The sequence below is a fragment of the Nocardia sp. NBC_01503 genome (assembly GCF_036327755.1).
Lineage (GTDB): Bacteria > Actinomycetota > Actinomycetes > Mycobacteriales > Mycobacteriaceae > Nocardia.
This window is the reverse complement of the sequence record NZ_CP109596.1, coordinates 6,580,309-6,598,145: the sequence shown is the minus strand read 5'-3', so window position 1 is coordinate 6,598,145 and position 17,837 is coordinate 6,580,309. Positions and strand designations below refer to the sequence as shown.

The window sequence follows — 17,837 nt, the reverse complement described above, 5'->3', positions numbered from 1 at the left end:
GGTTGGCTATCTACTCAGTGACGCCGTGGATCCCGACCGCGCGACTCCCAGGCGGCGGGTAGATCATCGGAAAGCACTGGTGCGCCCAGGATTTCGTCATCGAACCCGAAGGCGTCGAGCAACGCGGGCAGATGCTCGGCGAGGGTGTCGATGGCCTGTCGCAACTGACGCTTGATCGTCTCGACGCCCGCGAGATCGAACAGGCCGTGCGTGAGATACCAGACCGCATTCTGGTCGAAGTAGCTCAAGGCGAACACATCACGCACCGCGGCGATCTCGGGATGATCGGCGTGCTGGTGCAGCAGCTGGTAGGTCTCTTCGGCCGCGTAAGCATCGGCCAGTTCGAGTGCCTGCGGAATGACCGTCAGCCGCCCGTCCAGGCCAGGAGTTGCCAGGTCCTGCTGAGTTTCCTCCACGATGGTGAGGGTGCGGGCGTTGAACAGGCTCAGGCGATCGCCCTGGTCGGCCGGATCGTGTACACCCGCCTCGGGCGGGAGCTTTCCGGCCAGGTGTTTGGCCAGCACGCGCCCTGCCGTCGAGCCGAGAACATGGCAATCGCCTTCGCCGGTGATCGCCCCGTGGCATACGCCGAGGTAGTCGGCGACCCGATTCGCGCTGAACATGCCCTGTGCCGCCATCCGCAGTCGGCAATGGGTCACCGTGTCCAAGGCGTGCAACTGGATGTACGGCTTGGCCAACATCACCGACACGACAGTGTCGCGACTGGTCAGGTCGCTGTCGGCGAGCCGGGTCTTGATCGCGTTCCCGTAGATCGTGCGGGCCACGGTACCGGCCAGGTCGGTCAGCAAGGTGTCCCGCACGTGTGGCAGCTCGATCATCAGCGGGGTGTCGGACTCCGTCAGCGGCACAGTGCGTTTCGCGGCGTATCGCAGCGCGATATACAGCGAGGCGCGGGCCTCGGCGTTGAGGCAGCTCGCGAGCGCGAGCCGTCCCACGGTGAGCTGGCTGATCGCCGAGGCGAACGAACGCTTTCGCGCGTCCTCGTCCCGCCAGGTCAGCACACCCTGATCGTCGATGCTGGCCAGATCGTTGCTCAACCACGCCTCGCGGTCGACCCGCAGTTTGTCGAAACTGATCACCGCGTTGTCCATGATGACCAGCGGCTGATGATCGAGTTGGGTGATGGTCACCCCCGGCGCCGGTTGCCCGTCGGCGCCGCGTAGTCGGGCCGTGAACAGATGCACACCCTGATCAACCCCCGCACCGTCGATGAAGCGGGCGCTGACGATACAGACCCGCGACACCGGAATGCCGACGCTGGGCATGAACTTGCGAGCCCGCGGGGTCGGGGTGTCGATGACGAACCCGTCGCCGTCCCAGGTTGCCCGGGTCTGCATGAACGCGATATTGGAGCCACAGCCGTACTCGGTCAGCAGAATGACACCGACACTGGAGCCGTCGTCGAGGTCGTGCAGATACGGCGCGGCCGACTCGGCGTCGGTGAGGGTCGACAGGCTGCCCGCGACCAGGTTGTAGTGACCGGAGATCAGCGGAATCAGATCCGTCGACAACACCGCCGCCCAGTCGAAGACAGCGAACAACCGCGGCAGGTCGGTGGCGATATCGCGGGTGCTGCCGGTCTCTTGGACCAGGTTGTGCAGCTGGGCGTAGGCGTTCTCGCGACGCTGCGCCTGGCTCTGCCGGTCGGTGACGAAGTACTTGGGGTTGCTCAGGACCTTCTGTAAGTGTTGGTCGAATTCCAGGCTGCCATGCCGAAGCACCTCGGCCAGCGTCGTCCCCTCGTAATGCCCATGCGAATCCATAACCCGTCTCCTACTCATTCTTGCGATCCCATCAGCAACTCATCCGCTGCTGGGCATAGGAGACGACCGCCGATCCCTCACACACTGGCAGTTCGATGTTGCTACGACTACGCGAATACCGCGCAGCACCAGCAAGGAAGGGAACGGACGATCATCTCTCAGAAGTTCGGCGCACCACACACCTTCATATGAGGTCCGGCCGGGTGGACCGGACGGGGATCTCTAATACCGACCCGACCGAGCGGTTCTTGTCGGCGCGGCGGTGGGCTGTTCGCGTGGACGGGGCCGCCGCGAGAACCCGGCGACGAACCATCGTCGCGGGCGCATCGAACTGCGTGATGTGTTGCCGCAGTGTTGCGTTCGGCTCCGTACTCATGAATTGTAGTGTCCCACAATTCGTCTCACTACCTACTGTTAACGTTCCCAGATACTGGGCGCACCTGCCCAGCGAACTCGTCTTTACCGCGCTCCACGAGCGAACTTCGATCGGTCGATAGATATCGGCGACAGGCAGACGTAGCCGTTGGAGATCAACGAGGTGACCGCGGCGAGGCCGGCCGGATCTGGGCTTCTGCCCGATGGCAGTTCGTCGTCACCATGGCAGCGGCACCGGCGCGACGATCATCGTGCAGTCAGGCGAAGTGGGGCTGCCTGACTGCACGGGATATATGAGGGACTCGCGGTCCCCTGTAATAGTCCGGTGGACTGGTCAGGGATGCTCTCGGAAGGTGCGGCGCAGATCTGCTACCCACTCGTCCGGAATCTCCCAGGGGATGAAGTGGCCGCCATAGTCGTGGGCGGTGAGGTTGACGTGGTTGTACCAGGCGGCCCGATCTGTTTCGAGGAAATGCTCGACCCGGCGGTCTGTGGTTACGCCGGGCGGGTTCTCGTGGGCTACGAAGGTGATGCCGGTGGGCGCTTCGATCGCCGGTTCACGGTCGTGGGAGGGGGTCCAGGGGTAACGGTTGTGGTTGGCGTAGACGCGGATCGAGGTGCTGATCGAGTTGGTTACCCAGTAGATGGTGGCGTGGGTGAGTAGTTCGTCCTTGGTGAAGACGGTTTCGATATCGCCGTGGTTGTCGCTCCAGGTGGTCCAGCGTTCGAGGATCCAGGAGAGCATGCCCGCCGGGGAGTCGGTGAGGCCGTGCGCGAGGGTGCTGGAGGCGAGCATCTGGGCGGCGAGGTGGACGGCGAAACGCTTCTCCAGCTCCAGGACTCGCGCGTGGACCTCGGGCGGGAGGCCCTCGGGAAGTGGGCGGCCGCCGGTGATGTCCCAGGCGCGGTCACCGTTGAACAGGTCCAGGCGCTGGCCCGAGCCGATGTGGATGCCGTAGAGCTCGTCGGCGTATTTGTGGCCGAGTTGACCGGTGACCAGGGCGCCCACATCGCAGCCGGCGGCGGCGTACTTCTCGTGGCCCAGCACCTCGGTCATGAGGGTGTGCCAGATATCGGCGACCTTCCAGAAGTTGAGGTCGGGGCGGTCGGGCACGGGGGTGGAGAAACCGAAGCCGGGGAAGGACGGGACGATCACGTCGAACGCGTCGGCCGGATCGCCGCCGTGCGCGGCGGGATCCGCCAGGGGGTCGATGACTTTGGACCAGTGCCAGAAGGTCCAGGGCCAGCCGTGCGTGAGGATCAGCGGCTTCGGATCGGGGCCCACACCGGGTTTGCGCATGAAATGCACCGGCACACCATCGATTTCGACCCGATAGTGCTCGTAGGCGTTGATCTCGGTTTCGGCGGCGCGCCAATCGAACTCGGTGCGCCAGTACTCCACGAGCTCCTGCAGGTATTCGCGCGGTACGCCGTAGAACCCGTCCTTATTGCCCGCGTCATCGGACCAGCGGGTCAGCGTCAAGCGCTGGCGCAGATCATCCAGCACCTCATCGGGTACGTGAATCGGCGGCTGCCGCAAGGGAAGTGAACGGCCGGGCTCGATAGTCAAGATCTCCTCCTGTGACGCCACGGGATATCGCCACCCGACGATACTGGCGCGCGTTCCGGCATCGACGCCGACCGGTGCCGTAGGGTCGAGCCCATGTCCGCCGACAGTGAATCGCAGGCCACCGCGGCACGCGGTGCGGTGATCGCGGTGCCCGACGCGGTGCGCACCGAACTGCGCCGTGGAGTGCGCAGTGTGCTGGTGGATACCGCTGCGCTGCACCTGGTTCGGGAACGCTTCGACGATGAGCAGGCCGGATCGCTGCGCCGCTATCTCGAGGCGTCGCAGTCCGCGAATACGCTGCGCGCCTATCGCACCGATTGGATCGCCTGGGCTGCATGGTGTCTGGCCGAATCACGGCAGGCGCTGCCCGCCGACTCCCTGGATGTGGCGGTGTACCTCGCCGCGGCCGCCGACGCGCGCCGCCCGAATGGGGAATGGGCCTTCAGCGCAGCGACTTTGGAGCGCAAATCGGCGGCCTTGGCCGCCGTGCACGCCGCGAATGGGCTGCCCTCACCCACCCGCGCCGATGTGGTGCGCCTGACCCTGCGCGGTATCCGCCGCACGCGCCGCACCCAGCCCAAGCGGAAGCGACCGGTCCTGTTGCACACCCTGGACCAACTGCTCGCCGAACTTCCCGAGCCCGGTTGGCCCACCGAACCGGCCCGCCGCCGCGACAACCTGCTGCTGCTGGTGGGTTTCGCGGGAGCCTTGCGCCGCAGCGAGATCGCGGGCCTGGCGATCACCGATGTACGCGTCGACACCGATCACACCAGTGGCGAGCCACTGCTGCTCATCCACTTGCCCACCACCAAGACCGACCCGACCGGCATCACCGGCCAGCGCGTGGCTCTCCCCCGCGGCCAGCGCCCGCACACCTGCCCGGTCTGCGCTTTCGCGGATTGGATTCGCCTGCGCGAGAATCACTTCACCGATCCGGCCACCCTCCCGGCCTGGTTGGCCGCCAATCCCGCGGACTCTCGAATCCACCGCTGCCACGGCTTCACCGGCACCACCCTCACCGATCCGGACCTGCCGCTCTTCCCGTCCATCTCCCGGCACGGCGGCATAGCCGACTCCCCCATGTCCGGCCGTGCCGTGGCCGAACTGGTGAAGCGCTACGCCGCCCGCGCCGGATTGGACCCGGACCTGTTCTCCGGTCACTCCCTGCGCGCGGGTTTCGCCACCCAGGCCGCCCTGGGTGGCGCCAGCGACCGCGAGATCATGCGGCAGGGCCGCTGGTCCAACCCCCGCACGGTGCACGGCTACATCCGCACCGCGAACCCCTTGGAAGACAACGCCGTAACCAAACTCGGTCTCTGACCGAGACGCGAATCAGTTCCGATATCGGAAGAGGATCCGCCCGCGCTCCAGGTCGTACGGACTGAGCTCCACCAGGACCCGGTCGAAGGGCACGATCTTGATGTAGTTCTTTCGTATCTTCCCGCTGATATGCGCGAGCACGGTGTGCCCGTTGGTGAGCTCCACCCGGAAGGTGGCGTTGCGCAGGCACTCGGTCACGGTGCCCTCGATCTCGATACCCTTGCTCGTCTTGGTCATGGCAGCACCAGTTCCAGATTGCCGCCGACGCGCTGGGCGCCGATCCCGTCGAACAATGCCGTTGCCGCGGTGTTGGATTCGTTCACCTCGGCGTACGCCGGGCCGATCCCGTCCCGATGCAGCCGGTCCAGCGCGTGCGCCAGCAGTGCCCGCGCCACACCGGCGCGTTGCTCCTCGGCCCGGACCGCGATCAATCCGATGCGCGGTCGCCGGGTCGCCCGCACGACGCGAATCAGGCCGACATATCTGCCCCTTCGCATCGCGACCGCGTACTTGGACGGGTCGACGATGGTGTCGCCGTCCCCCCGGCACAGCACCTCGGCGGGCATATTGTGCCAGCCGACGGTCGCCTCGACCTCCGCGCGAATGACCCGATCCAACTCTCGCAGTGGATCTTCCGCCGCGGTACCGGCGGCCACGATCGTGATCCCCGGTGCCGCGGTGGTATCGAGTCCGGTGACCTCCGGGTCGGTGGGCACCGAATACTCCCACTCGCGGCGGCCCCGGGTGAAGCCCGCGCGCCGCCAACTCGCGATCAGGTCGGTCTCGACCTCGTCCACCACGGTGTACAGCGGCCGCGACAGTTCGGCCCGCATCGCATCGGCGAGTTGATCGAATACGGTGGCATGCCAGGCGTCGACGCTGACGAAGAGCCGTCCGTCGGGCCGCCGGGTCACATCGCCGTTGCCGACCACCCGGCCGTCCACCTCGGCATGCCATTCGGTATCGGATACCCGCGTGATGACCGCGGCGGGCGCGCCGGTTTCGAACGTGAAATGTTGTGAGTACATGGTTGTCGCCTTTCGGGAGTGCCTTGTTCAGGCGCTCCCGGCGACGACTACGACGTTCGCCCAACCGTGACGGCGAGGGGGAGCACCCATTTCGATGCAGCGTTCATGGGTCTCACCTCCTCGCACGATGTCACGGTCCCGACAAGCTATCAGCCTCCCTGCTCGCCTCGCGAATTCTTTTCCGGCGGCCGCGTCACCGGCCGGGCGTTGTGAGAATGACGAGTTGCTGTGTCGCTCTGGTCATTGCGACGTAGCGGTCGACGGCTCCTTCGATACCCTCCCCGAACCTCTCCGGATCGACGACCACAACCAGATCGAATTCGAGGCCCTTCGCCAACACCGGTGTGAGCGAACGGATTCGGGCGGTCGGACGAAAGGCCGGGTCTCCGATGACGCAGGCGACGCCTTCACCCTCCTCGTGTTCGGCCTGCCAGCTGTCAACTATGGCGGTCAGGTCCGCGGTGGAGCCGTGGATGACCGGGATTCCGCTGCTGCGAATGGAGGTCGGGACATTGGCGTCGGGGAGCACGGCGCGGATGACGGGTTCGGCCTCGGCCATGACCTCCTCGGGGGTGCGATAGTTGACGGTGAGGCCCGCGATGGTGACCCGGTCCAGACCGACGCGTTCGAGGCGTTCCTGCCAGGTCTCGGTGAACCCGTGCCGGGCCTGTGCGCGGTCGCCGACAATGGTGAAGCTGCGAGAAGGGCAGCGCTCCAACAGCATCTGCCACTCCGCGTCGGTCAACTCCTGCGCCTCGTCGACCACGACATGTGCGAACGGTCCGGCCAGGACATCCGGGTCGGCGATGGACAGCACGCTCTCGTCGACGAGATTGTCCTTGAGGTCCTGCTGGCGCAGCATGGTCATCAACCCCTCGCCGTCGTCATGCACGGCCGAGGCGATCAGGTCGCCGATGACCTCGTCCATGCGAGCGCGTTCCGCGGCGATGAGCGCCTCGTTGCGGCGTTTGGTGCGCGCCGCCTCGGGGTCGCCGAGTCGCCGGCGGGCGGCGTCCAGCAGTGGCAGGTCCGAGGTCGTCCACCGCTGGGAGTCCTTGCGCTGCAAAGCCCGTACTTCCGCGGGGGAGAGCCAGGGCGCGCACTTGCGCAGGTAGGCGGGGACCGACCAGAGGTCGCCGACCAGGTCCGCCGCCTCGATCAGCGTCCACGAGTTGTTGAGGGCGGTGCGTAGCTCCCGGTTCTGCCGCAACGACTCCAGCAATGCTCCGGCCGGAATGTCCTCATCATGTTTCTCGGCGAGGATCGCGAACAGCACCTCCCAAATCTGTTCGTGCGCCTCATTGTGCGGGGTGCCGGGTTCGGGCGCTCGGAACGCCTCGGCCCAGTCGTCCGGGCTGAGCCACACGTCGGCCCAATCGGTCGAGACCGTCATACCTCTGGTGGGCGGCTGCTCGTAGAACTCGACGGCCTTGTCGATCGCCCGCACCAGGTCCGCGGAGGATTTCAGCCGCGCGACTTCGGGATCCGTCTCGACGGTTGCCCGCGCGCCCTCGGTGACCAGGTCGCGCAGCGTGCACGACTGCACACCCTCCTCGCCGAGATTGGGCAGGATATCCGCGACATAGGACAGGTACGGCCGATGCGGGCCGACGAACAACACCCCGCCCCGGCGATGCCCCAGGCGCGGATCGGCATACAGCAGATAGGCCGAACGGTGCAGCGCCACAACGGTTTTACCGGTACCCGGCCCACCGTCGACCACCAGCGCGCCCTGGGATCCCGCGCGGATGATCGCATCCTGATCGGCCTGAATGGTGCCGAGCACATCGCGCATGCGGGCGGAGCGATTGCTGCCCAGGCTCGCGATGAACGCGGACTGATCGTCCAGCGCGGCATCGTTCTCGAATCCGTCGGCGGTGAACACCTCATCCCAGTAGTCGCTGATCCGCCCGAGCGTCCAGCGATACCGGCGCCGCCGCACCAACCCCATCGGATTGCCGTGCGTCGCGGCGAAGAACGGCTCGGCCGCCGGGGAACGCCAGTCGACCAGCAGTCGATCCCCCAGGCTGTCGGTCAGCCCCAGCCGTCCCACGTATACGGGCTCGGCACTCCCCTCGGCGATGAAGTGCCCCAGGCACAGATCCAGGCCGAAGCGGCTCAGCCCGCGCAGGCGCGCGGTGAGTTGACGGACCTCCTGATCCCGCTCCACCGCCTCCTGTCCCAATGAGACAGGTGCCTTGCGCACCGCATCGAGGCGTTCGGTCAACTCCGCTTTGGATCGTTCGAGGCTCTCCGCGATAGCCGCGAAGCGCGCGCGGTCAGCACCGATCAGCGCGGGGTCGGCTTTGGCGGCGAGGCGGTCCGGCAGATTGAACGCATCGATGGTCACAGGGCTCACGTCTCCCAATGCAACTCCTCATTTCCGCAGGTTCTGGCTTCGATGAGCGATTCTGCGGCATCCCCCGGGTCTTGCCGCAAGCCCCGGGGTGCGATATAAGTTGAGAGTGGGAAGGAGTTCTACTCCTTCCCATAGCCATTTCTCCGGTACTACCGGGACTTCAGAATTCGACTGGTTCCATTGTCGAACTCGACCACCGATTTCAGTCGCCACGCCGAGACGACGAGCAATCCGATCATGACGATCCACATCGCGGGCAGCATCCCGAGCAGCCACACCGGTTCCGCGCCGATGCGCGGAACCGCTACGGCCAGAAGGCAACTCGCGGCCATACCGGATATGAGGAACACCGCCTGCTTGACGCCAGACGGGCGGGACGACCTGCCGCGCCGCTCGACCGGGGACCGCGGCGGGACAGTGCTCATTCGCCGAGATCAACCGATTCGACCGCGGCGAATTCGCCACCACCACAGCCGATCTCGCCACCCTACTGGGCCGTCCCGCCCGATCCGCCCGTACGGTTCTGGCGGAAGTCGTCTCCGCCGACTGACGCTATGCTCTCCGCCATGGGTCGAAACTCTGCGGTCTGCTTTCTATTCGCCGCCACCATGGCCGTCGCCGGTTGCGACAGTGTCAGCGGCCTGGACACCGACGCACCCAAACCCGCGGGTACCACGACGACCGCGAGTTCGGCGACCACTCACCCGGCGATCACGGCTCCCCCGGTGGCGGCGACCACCGCCCCGGCAACCACGACTCCCCGGACTCCCGTCACCACCACCGCGGCCACCCCGCTCACGGCGTGCGCCGACAAGGATTCGGCAGATCCGCTGGAGGACTGCACCTCCGGGTCGGCCGACTCCACCGCCAGCACAACCAAGCCCCGCACCAGTACAAGCACGAGCAGCGAGTAGCCCGCTTCCACGGTGGTATGTTTTCGAATTCGACTCGGGCGCTGAGTAATGCGCGAATAATCTGGGGTGTTCGACCCTCTCCGCAACGGAGAACCGCCGTGCCCGATCTTTATCGGGTGTTGACGCGAGCAGTGGCGCTCGAACCCTCCGCATACGAACCGTTCGGCTCTGTATTCACCTTGAACTCCCGGTTCGATGTTGTCGCGTTCCCCGCTGCGGGAAATATCCTTCGAAAAACAAGGAACGCATTCTCATGGTTACCTACATGATCGACAATATCGCGTCGGGCAAGGTCCTCGATGTCCCGAATCACAGTGCGGACAATGGAATTCAGATCGACCAGTGGAGCGATAACGGCGGCGTCAATCAGCAGTGGGAGCTGGTCGACGCGGGCGGCGGGCTCGTCAAGATCGTCAACGTCGAGTCCAAGAAGGTGCTGCATGTGCGAGATTCCAAGGCGGCCAACGGCGTTCCGGTGGAACAGTGGGACGACCACGCCTCGGACCCCAGCCAGACCTGGAAGGTCGCCGACGGCGGTCGCGGGTTGACGAAGTTCTTCTCGGCGCTGGGCGGTAACAAGGTGCTCGATATTCCGGGCGGCAATCGCACCGACGGTGTGGGGCTGCAGATCTGGGATGATGTCAATGCGCCGAGCGAACATTGGGCACTTGTCATGACCAATGTCAAACTCCTGAACGCGGGCTCCGGCAAGGTCATGGATCTCCCCGGATTCAATACCTCCGACGGCACCGTGATCGCGCAGTGGGAAGACAATGGCGGCGCCAATCAGCGCTGGCGGCTCTACCCGATAGATTCCGGGCTGTACTCGATCGGCAATATGGCGAGCGCGAAATTCCTGGATATCGGACCGGGTAGCCCCGCCTCCGACGGACCGCAGATCGTGCAGCAGCCGATGCGCCAAACCGCCATGACCCAGCGGTTCGCCCTGAAGGACAGCGGTGACGGCGCCAAGGTCATCGTCAACGCGGCCGCGGGTCAGCCGATCCACTCCAGTCGCGGCAGCAAGGACAACGGCTCGGTGATCTGCCTGATCGGCGGCGGTGGCGATCCCACCATGGGCTGGAAGCTGGTGTAACCCAACCCCTTACGCCCCGGCCCCGCGCGGCCGGGGCGTAAGGGTGCGGCAAACTTCGGGCCGATTCGTGATGTAAAGCTTTCCTTGACAAGCCCGTTGGCGTCAAGGCAGCATTTACATATGAACGATGCACAGCACAGAGACCCCGCCGACGAACGCGCGGTCCTGGCGAAACTCCTGTCCACCAATGCCGAATTCCTCGCCGAGGTGCTCCGCCCCGCCGAGGGCACGCCCACCCCCTCGGTCATGGCCGCACTTCGCGCGGCCCGCAGCCTCGACAGTGTCGTCGACGATGTGCTGCGCTCACTCGTACAGCAGGCCCGCGACGAAGGCCGCACCTGGGCCGAGATCGGCGAGGTCTTCGGCACCTCCCGGCAGGCGGCCTTCCAGCGCTTCGGCACCGGCGGTACGCCGCTGCCGCCCATGCCACCCGCACCCCCGTTCGCCAAGATGCCGGATATGCCGCCGATGCCCGAGATGCCGAAGGCACCGCCCATGCCGCATATCCCCGGCTGGCCGCCCACCCCGCCGATGCCCCCGCACCCCGGCTCCTGATCCCCTGCGCGCGTGGATTTCCGGACATGATGATCACCGACCGCCCGACCGCCACCCGTCGCCGACTCCTCACCGCCGCCCGCTGCCGGTACGCCGAAGACCGGCTCGCGGACGCGATCACCGCGGGCATCTCCCAACTGGTCCTGCTCGGCCCCGCGCTGGATACCTTCGCCCGGCACAATCCCTATCCGGGACTCCATGTGACCGAGCTGACGGACGCCCAATTCGTCTCGGCGGCAAGCGGGTTCGATCTGCGAGCACCCGCATTCCTCATCCGGCTCACCGGCACGCCGGTGCCGCGGGGTCCGGGCGATCGAGTGCCACTCACGACGACGCTGCGGCGACTCGGGAGCGGTGCGGCGGGGTCCGAGATCGTGTTCGACTACCTACCCGAGCGTCATCGCTTCCTTCCGGAATTCCTGAGTGACCGGGGGTTCGAGGTGCTGGAGGATCTGGGGGCGGCCGCACTTGCCTCGCGCTATCTCGATCGTCCGGTCGAGGGGTATTCCGGCGAACCCCGTGTGATTCGGGCACGGGTTCGCCATAATTTCGGACACCCGCCCAGTCAGCTCGATTCCGACCGAGGAGATCCATGCGCCCGCACTCCCGCCGTCACGCGCTCGCCACCCTGGCCGCCGTCGCGACCGCGCTGATCGCGAGCGCCACCCCCGCCCAGGCGGACTCGACCGGCGTCCCGGGACTCGGCGACAACTTCTACTGGGGTGTGGCCTCGGCGGGATTCCAATCCGAAGGTCATGCGCCGGACAGCAATTGGCTGCGCTACGCCAGCACCCATGCCGATTACGATCGCTATGGCGACAGCGTCGACTTCTACACCCGCTACGCCTCCGATATCGCCCTGGCCAAGGATGTCGGCGTGAATGTCTATCGGCTCAGCATCGAATGGGCGCGGGTGCAACCGCAGCCGGGCGTCTGGGATGAGGCCGGATTCGCCTTCTACGACAAGGTGATCGCCGCGATTCGCGCGGCGGGTATGCGGCCCATGCTCACCCTCGACCACTGGGTGTACCCGGGTTGGGAAGCCGATCGCGGCGGCTGGGCGAATCCGGGCATGCTCGACGACTGGCTCACCAATATGCGCAAGGTGGTCGACCGGTACGCGGGCGATGATCCGCTGTGGGTCACCATCAACGAACCCGCCGCGTACCTGATGAACGAGGTGCGCAATGGCGGCCTGCCGCTCACCGAACTCCCCGCCATGCAGGATCGACTCGCCGCCGCGCACAACAGCATCTACGACCACATCCACCAGGTGCAGCCGGGCGCGATGGTGACCAGCAATGTCGCGTACATCCCCGCGGCCGATGCGCTGGTGAACGGACCCATGCTCGACATGATCGGGGCCAAGCTCGATTTCATCGGGATCGACTACTACTACGGCATGTCGCCGGAGGTGCTGACGCAGTTCACCTCCTACGCGCAGTCGGAGCTGTGGAAGCTGCCGCTGCAGGCCGACGGCATCTATTACACGCTGCGGCATTTCGCCCGGCTCTTCCCGGGCAAACCGCTCTACATTGTCGAGAACGGGATGCCCACCGAGAACGGGCTGCCGCGCTTCGACGGCTACACCCGCGCCGATGACCTGCGCGACACCATCTATTGGATCCAGCGCGCCAAGGGCGACGGCATGAACATCATGGGCTACAACTACTGGAGCCTGACCGACAATTACGAATGGGGTTCCTACACACCCCGTTTCGGGCTGTACACCGTCGATGTGCGCACCGATCCGACGCTGACCCGGCGGCCCACCGATGCCGTGGACGCGTATCGCCTGATCACTCGCACCGGTGGAGTTCCGGGCGGTTATCTCCCCACCCGCGCCCCCGCGACGTGTTCGCTGGTGGATGCCGCCGAGAGCTGTGTCGATCCGGTGACCTTGCCGCGCTGAGTCATCTCCGCGCTCAGCGCGAGTAACGCAACATATGTCACATCCGCACCATGCGACACGCATCGGCGTGCGCGATTATTCAGCTATCAGCCAGTTACGCTCCGATTCGGGACATTCCGACCACTCGTCCCGGAACAGGAGTCCCGATGCGCACACGGCTGCACCGTCTCGTCCTGACCGGGATCGCCGCGGCGACAACCCTCTTACCGGTCACCGCGGTCGGCTCGGCCACCCCGCCCGCCGCCACCTCGGCCGCGCACGGATCGCTCGGCGAGAACTTTCTATGGGGTGTGGCCGCCTCGGGCTTCCAATCGGAGGGCCATGCGCCGGACAGCAATTGGATGCGGTATATCCAGAACAATCCGGACTGGGACCGGTACCGCAACTCCATCGACTTCCGCTCCCGCTACCCCAGCGATATCGCCCTCGCGGCGGGCCTGGGCGTGAAGGTCTTCCGCATCGGCATCGAATGGGCACGCCTGCAACCCACCCCCGATACCTGGGACGAGGAGGGCTTCGCCTTCTACGACTCGGTCGTGGACACCATCCTCGAGAACGGCATGCAACCCATGCTGACCCTGGACCACTGGGTGTATCCGGGCTGGGCCCTGGACCGCGGCGGCTGGAACAACCCGGGCATGGTGCAGGACTGGCTCACCAATATGAAGAAGGTGGTGGACCGGTACGCCTCCCGAAATCCGGTGTGGGTCACCATCAATGAGCCGGTCGCGTACATCATGCACGAGGTGCGGCAGAACGATACCGTCGCCGATCAGATGCTCGACGAGGTCGGGCAGGCGCATAACGAGATCTACGACTACATCCACAAGATACAGCGCGGGGCGCTGGTGACCAGCAATGTCGGCTATGTCGCGGGCGCGGAGTCCCAGGTCAACGGGCCACTCATGGAGCGCATCGGCGACAAGCTCGATTTCATCGGCATCGACTACTACTTCGGGGTCGAGCCGCCCAAGTCCAATGCGGTCTCCCTGCCCGACGGTTCGGCGGCGGCTCCCAAGGGGATGTGGGATCTGCCGGTGCGGCCCGAGGGCATCTACTACGCGCTGCAACACTATTCGGAGAAGTTCCCGAACAAGCCGCTGTGGGTGGTGGAGAACGGGATGCCCACCGAGGACGGCAATCCGCGCAAGGACGGTTACACCCGCTCGGATCATCTGCGCGACACCGTGTACTGGCTCCAGCGCGCCAAAGCCGACGGTATCAACCTGGTCGGCTACAACTACTGGAGCATTACCGACAATTACGAATGGAGTTCGTACACACCGCGTTTCGGGCTCTTCACCGTCGATGCCAAGGCCGATCCGAGTCTGACGCGCACGCCCACCGAGGCGGTCGACACCTATCGCCGGATCGTGGCCTCGAACGGTGTGCCCTCGACCTACGTGCCGGTGCGCGGCCCCTCCGATTGCGGACTGGTGGATCCACCCGCCAGCTGTGATGACCCGGTGACGGTTCCGTAGGTGCGCTCAGTCGTCGAGTTCGCGAACCGCGCGCTCGATTTCGGCGGCCAGGGTCGCACCGCCCACCTCGCGGGCGGCGGCCCGATAGCGTTCCTGGAAGCGAATCAGGTCCGGGCGCACGCCTTCTCCGCCGTAGCTGGTGCCGACCGCGTCCCGGAAGGCGCGCACCATCTCATCGGCCAGATCCGCGATACGGGTGCGGATGAGGGTGCGCAGGGTGCCCGAGAGGGAGATATCGGTGCCGACGTCGTAGAGCACCAGCGCACCGGTGAGCATGGCGGGTTCGGGGATACGCCAGCGTTGACCGTGCGGTTGCACATAGCCCGCGCTCACCAGCTCCTCGAGGATCTCCGGTCTGCGATCACCGAGCACCTCGGAGAGTTGCTCGTCGTCGATGATCGAACCCGTATCGCCGTCCCCGTAGCGCGGGTCGAAGAGCTCGCGCCAATCCCCCTCGGGCGGCACCTCGGCGTCGAAGACCTCGCGGATCGCGTCCAATCGCAGGCCACGCGCCTGCATGGCCGCTATCGCCCGCAGTCGCTCCACATGTTCTTCCCCGTAGACCGATTCCTTGCCCGTGCGTCCGGGCTTGGGCAGCACGCCGAGCGAATGATAGTAGCGAATGGTGCGTGCGGGCACCCCGCTGAGTTCGGCGAGCTGGGAGCGGCTGTATCGATCCACGCGAACAGCATAGATACCGCAACCGGTCGACGTTGACAGTGGGAACTGTCCGCGTTAGCGTAACCGCCGCCACACTGTCGACGACGACAAGGGAGTTTGTGATGAACCGACGCGAGACCGACTTCGATGTACTGATCGTCGGATCCGGCTTCGGTGGCAGCGTCACCGCGCTGCGCCTCACCGAAAAGGGTTATCGCGTCGGGGTATTGGAGGCCGGTCAGCGCTACGCCGATGATGAGCTGCCCGACACCAGCTGGGATCTGCGCAAATTTTTGTGGGCGCCCAAGCTGGGCTGCTACGGCATCCAGCGCATTCACCCGCTGCGCGATGTCCTGATTCTCGCCGGCGCGGGCGTCGGCGGTGGATCACTGAACTACGCGAACACACTGTATGTGCCGCCGCAGCCGTTCTTCGAGGACGCGCAGTGGAAGGACATCACCGACTGGCGCGATGAACTGCTGCCGTACTACGAACAGGCGCAGAAGATGCTCGGCGTGGTGAAGAACCCGCATATGACGCCCGCCGACGAGGTGTTCAAGCAGGTCGCGGAGGATTTGGGCGTCGGTGACACCTTCGTGCAGACCCCCGTCGGGGTGTTCTTCGGCGAGGCGGGCAAGAAGGTCGCGGACCCGTACTTCGGCGGCGCCGGACCCGAGCGCACCGGCTGCATCGAATGCGGTGAGTGCATGACCGGATGCCGCCACAATGCCAAGAACACCCTGGTCAAGAACTATCTGTATCTGGCGGAGAAGGCCGGGGCGCAGATCATTCCGATGACCACCGTCTCGGCGGTCAAACCGCTGCCGGACGGCACCTGGGATGTGAATACCGTCCGCACCGGGACCTGGTTCCGCAAACAGCCCAAGACCTATACCGCCGCGAATGTGGTGCTCGCCGCCGGAACCCGTGGGACGCAGCAGCTGCTGTTCGCCATGCGCGATCAGGGCACGCTGCCCGGGCTCTCGGATCGGCTCGGGGTGCTCACGCGCACCAACTCCGAATCGATCGTCGGCGCGGCGACCCGGAAGGTGAATCCGGATATCGACTTCACCCGTGGCGTGGCCATCACCTCCTCGATTCATCCGACGCCGGACACCCATATCGAGCCGGTGCGCTATGGCAAGGGCTCCAATTCGATGGGCCTGCTGCAAACCCTCATGGTCGACGGCGGCGGGCGGATTCCGCGCTGGCTGCGGTTCCTGCTGACCGTGTTGCGGCATCCGATGACGCTGTTGCAGTTCATGTCGGTGAAGGACTGGAGTGAGCGGACCATCATCTCGCTGGTCATGCAGCATCTGGACAATTCGATCACCACGTACACCAAGCGCGGATTGTTCGGGCGCAAGCTGACCTCGAAACAGGGTCACGGCGAACCGAATCCGACCTGGATTCCCGTGGGCAACGAGGTGACGCGCGCGGTGGCCGACAAGATCGGCGGCGTGGCGGGCGGCTCCTGGGGCGAGGTCTTCAATATCCCCCTGACCGCGCACTTCCTCGGTGGCGCGGTCATCGGCGCGGACGCCGACAGCGGTGTCATCGATCCGTATCACCGGGTCTACGGGTACCCGACCCTGAGCGTGGTCGACGGGTCGGCGGTGTCGGCGAACCTCGGGGTGAATCCCTCGCTGACCATTACCGCCCAGGCCGAGCGGGCTGCCGCGATGTGGCCGAACAAGGGTGAGGTCGATACCCGGCCCGAGCCCGGCACCGGCTACCAGCGCATTGCCCCGGTCACGCCGAATCAGCCCGTCGTACCTGCCTCTGCTCCGGCCGCGCTGGTCTTGCCGATCGTCGAAATCCGCAGCGGCAAGATCGAATCCGCCTGATTCGGAGATCGGCTCCCGCCGCTTTCGTTCGAGCCCCGATTCCTCATCCGGAATCGGGGCTCGAACTGCGGAGATGCTCGTTGTATTCTCATAGGTGTGGGTTATGAGTGGCTGCTCTCGGCAGCGATGAACCTCAATGGCGGTCTGACCACCGATGAGGTGCTCCGGGCACTGGCCGACGCACCACACCGCTGGGTCCAGGCCGTGTTCACCAAGAACGGCGCACCGGGCCTGTCGGTGTGGACTCGTACCCCGGCCGGGACTCCGATACTGGTGGTCCTGCGCCCATTGGGCGGATTCGATCATCAGATCGTCTACGCGGCCCCGATGACACCCGACCAGGTGACCGCTTTCGAGGAATGGGAGGCGAACCAATGAGCAAGCGCCACAACGAGTATCGCGACCTCGCCGAAGCCGAGGACCTCGCCGCCGCGGCCGCCGCGGGCGAACTGATCTTCGGGGCGACCATCGCCGCCGACGAGGTACTCCCCCCACCCGCCGCCGTTCCCGACTCCGCCGACGACACCCTGGTCGTCACCACGGTCCGCCTCACCGTCCGCCAACGCCGCCGCGCCGAGGAGATCGCCCGCAAACGCGGCACGGACCTCTCCTCCCTCATCCGCGGCTGGGTCGACGAAGGCATCGCCGAGGACAGCGACGACTACGCCGTCTCCGCCGCCGAGGTCAAGCGCCTCCTAGCGGGTCTGCGTCGCATCGCCTGACTTCGAAATGCGATTCTCACTGTGCCGGTAACGCGACCGCTGGTTCGGTTCGTTTCCATGCACCGGAGATGCTCTTCTATTCGGGTGCGGGTGCGCGCATACTGCTGAGGTAGTTCCGATTCGGGGCGATGATCTACGATCGGCCGCGACGCTGCGGTGAGTTCACATAAGTTCCAACCAGGGAACCTCTTATGGCTAATCTCGACACCGCTGA

The 17,837-nt window shown here is 65.7% G+C and carries 17 protein-coding genes; 10 read left to right on the top strand and 7 right to left on the bottom strand.

Annotation, left to right across the window (positions count from 1 at the left end; translation table 11 throughout):
- Nucleotides 1–14: 14 nt before the first annotated feature.
- Both OHB26_RS30080 and OHB26_RS30075 read right to left on the bottom strand, forming a co-directional pair.
- Complete coding sequence (locus tag OHB26_RS30080) at nucleotides 15–1,784, bottom strand: acyl-CoA dehydrogenase family protein (protein WP_330180627.1); 1,770 nt, start codon at nucleotides 1,782–1,784, stop codon at nucleotides 15–17.
- Nucleotides 1,785–2,493: 709 nt separating this feature from the next.
- Nucleotides 2,494–3,729 carry an epoxide hydrolase family protein gene (locus tag OHB26_RS30075; RefSeq protein ID WP_330180626.1) on the bottom strand — a complete coding sequence of 412 codons (1,236 nt, stop codon included), beginning with the start codon at nucleotides 3,727–3,729 and terminating at the stop codon, nucleotides 2,494–2,496.
- Between the two features lie 93 nt (nucleotides 3,730–3,822).
- On the opposite strand from OHB26_RS30075, the gene OHB26_RS30070 reads away from it, so the two are divergent.
- Entirely contained in the window at nucleotides 3,823–5,049 is a 1,227-nt protein-coding gene (locus OHB26_RS30070) for a site-specific integrase (RefSeq protein WP_330180625.1), read from the top strand.
- A 12-nt stretch (nucleotides 5,050–5,061) separates the two neighbouring features.
- Here OHB26_RS30070 and infA read toward each other — a convergent pair whose 3' ends face one another.
- The 4 genes from infA to OHB26_RS30050 all read right to left on the bottom strand — a co-directional run bounded on the left by infA (nucleotide 5,062) and on the right by OHB26_RS30050 (nucleotide 8,861).
- On the bottom strand, nucleotides 5,062–5,286 hold the full coding sequence (gene infA / locus OHB26_RS30065) for a translation initiation factor IF-1 (RefSeq protein ID WP_330180624.1): 225 nt from the start codon (nucleotides 5,284–5,286) through the stop codon (nucleotides 5,062–5,064).
- On the bottom strand, nucleotides 5,283–6,077 hold the full coding sequence (locus OHB26_RS30060) for a GNAT family N-acetyltransferase (RefSeq protein ID WP_330180623.1): 795 nt from the start codon (nucleotides 6,075–6,077) through the stop codon (nucleotides 5,283–5,285). Before OHB26_RS30060 ends, infA begins: the two co-directional genes overlap by 4 nt.
- A 193-nt stretch (nucleotides 6,078–6,270) precedes the next feature.
- A complete protein-coding gene (gene helR, locus OHB26_RS30055; protein ID WP_330180622.1) occupies nucleotides 6,271–8,436 on the bottom strand; it encodes an RNA polymerase recycling motor ATPase HelR in 2,166 nt (721 codons plus the stop codon).
- 149 nt (nucleotides 8,437–8,585) lie between these two features.
- The gene (locus tag OHB26_RS30050) at nucleotides 8,586–8,861 is read right to left on the bottom strand and encodes a hypothetical protein (protein ID WP_330180621.1); all 276 of its coding nucleotides are present in this window, start codon (nucleotides 8,859–8,861) and stop codon (nucleotides 8,586–8,588) included.
- 141 nt (nucleotides 8,862–9,002) lie between these two features.
- On the opposite strand from OHB26_RS30050, the gene OHB26_RS30045 reads away from it, so the two are divergent.
- The 6 genes from OHB26_RS30045 to OHB26_RS30020 all read left to right on the top strand — a co-directional run bounded on the left by OHB26_RS30045 (nucleotide 9,003) and on the right by OHB26_RS30020 (nucleotide 14,394).
- The gene (locus OHB26_RS30045) at nucleotides 9,003–9,350 is read left to right on the top strand and encodes a hypothetical protein (protein WP_330180620.1); all 348 of its coding nucleotides are present in this window, start codon (nucleotides 9,003–9,005) and stop codon (nucleotides 9,348–9,350) included.
- Nucleotides 9,351–9,603: 253 nt separating this feature from the next.
- Complete coding sequence (locus OHB26_RS30040; protein ID WP_330180619.1) at nucleotides 9,604–10,446, top strand: RICIN domain-containing protein; 843 nt, start codon at nucleotides 9,604–9,606, stop codon at nucleotides 10,444–10,446.
- Nucleotides 10,447–10,566: 120 nt separating this feature from the next.
- Nucleotides 10,567–11,001, top strand: a complete 435-nt coding sequence (locus OHB26_RS30035) for a hypothetical protein (protein ID WP_330180618.1) — start codon at nucleotides 10,567–10,569, stop codon at nucleotides 10,999–11,001.
- A gap of 26 nt (nucleotides 11,002–11,027) precedes the next feature.
- Nucleotides 11,028–11,654 (top strand): class I SAM-dependent methyltransferase, encoded by a 627-nt coding sequence (locus OHB26_RS30030; protein WP_330180617.1) that lies wholly within the window; start codon nucleotides 11,028–11,030, stop codon nucleotides 11,652–11,654.
- A complete protein-coding gene (locus tag OHB26_RS30025; RefSeq protein WP_330180616.1) occupies nucleotides 11,594–12,913 on the top strand; it encodes a family 1 glycosylhydrolase in 1,320 nt (439 codons plus the stop codon). The genes OHB26_RS30030 and OHB26_RS30025 overlap by 61 nt, the downstream gene beginning before the upstream one ends.
- A gap of 146 nt (nucleotides 12,914–13,059) precedes the next feature.
- Nucleotides 13,060–14,394: a family 1 glycosylhydrolase gene (locus tag OHB26_RS30020; RefSeq protein WP_330180615.1), complete on the top strand. Its 1,335-nt coding sequence runs from the start codon at nucleotides 13,060–13,062 to the stop codon at nucleotides 14,392–14,394.
- A gap of 6 nt (nucleotides 14,395–14,400) precedes the next feature.
- On the opposite strand, the gene OHB26_RS30015 is transcribed toward OHB26_RS30020, so the two are convergent.
- Nucleotides 14,401–15,075: a MerR family transcriptional regulator gene (locus OHB26_RS30015; protein WP_330180614.1), complete on the bottom strand. Its 675-nt coding sequence runs from the start codon at nucleotides 15,073–15,075 to the stop codon at nucleotides 14,401–14,403.
- Nucleotides 15,076–15,176: 101 nt separating this feature from the next.
- Between OHB26_RS30015 and OHB26_RS30010 the strand changes: the two genes are divergently transcribed.
- The 3 genes from OHB26_RS30010 to OHB26_RS30000 all read left to right on the top strand — a co-directional run bounded on the left by OHB26_RS30010 (nucleotide 15,177) and on the right by OHB26_RS30000 (nucleotide 17,623).
- Nucleotides 15,177–16,901, top strand: a complete 1,725-nt coding sequence (locus tag OHB26_RS30010; RefSeq protein WP_330180613.1) for a GMC family oxidoreductase — start codon at nucleotides 15,177–15,179, stop codon at nucleotides 16,899–16,901.
- 96 nt (nucleotides 16,902–16,997) lie between these two features.
- Nucleotides 16,998–17,279, top strand: coding sequence for a hypothetical protein (locus OHB26_RS30005; RefSeq protein WP_330180612.1), 282 nt, complete (start codon nucleotides 16,998–17,000; stop codon nucleotides 17,277–17,279).
- A complete protein-coding gene (locus tag OHB26_RS30000) occupies nucleotides 17,276–17,623 on the top strand; it encodes a hypothetical protein (protein WP_330180611.1) in 348 nt (115 codons plus the stop codon). The genes OHB26_RS30005 and OHB26_RS30000 overlap by 4 nt, the downstream gene beginning before the upstream one ends.
- The last annotated feature ends 214 nt before the right edge of the window (nucleotides 17,624–17,837 follow it).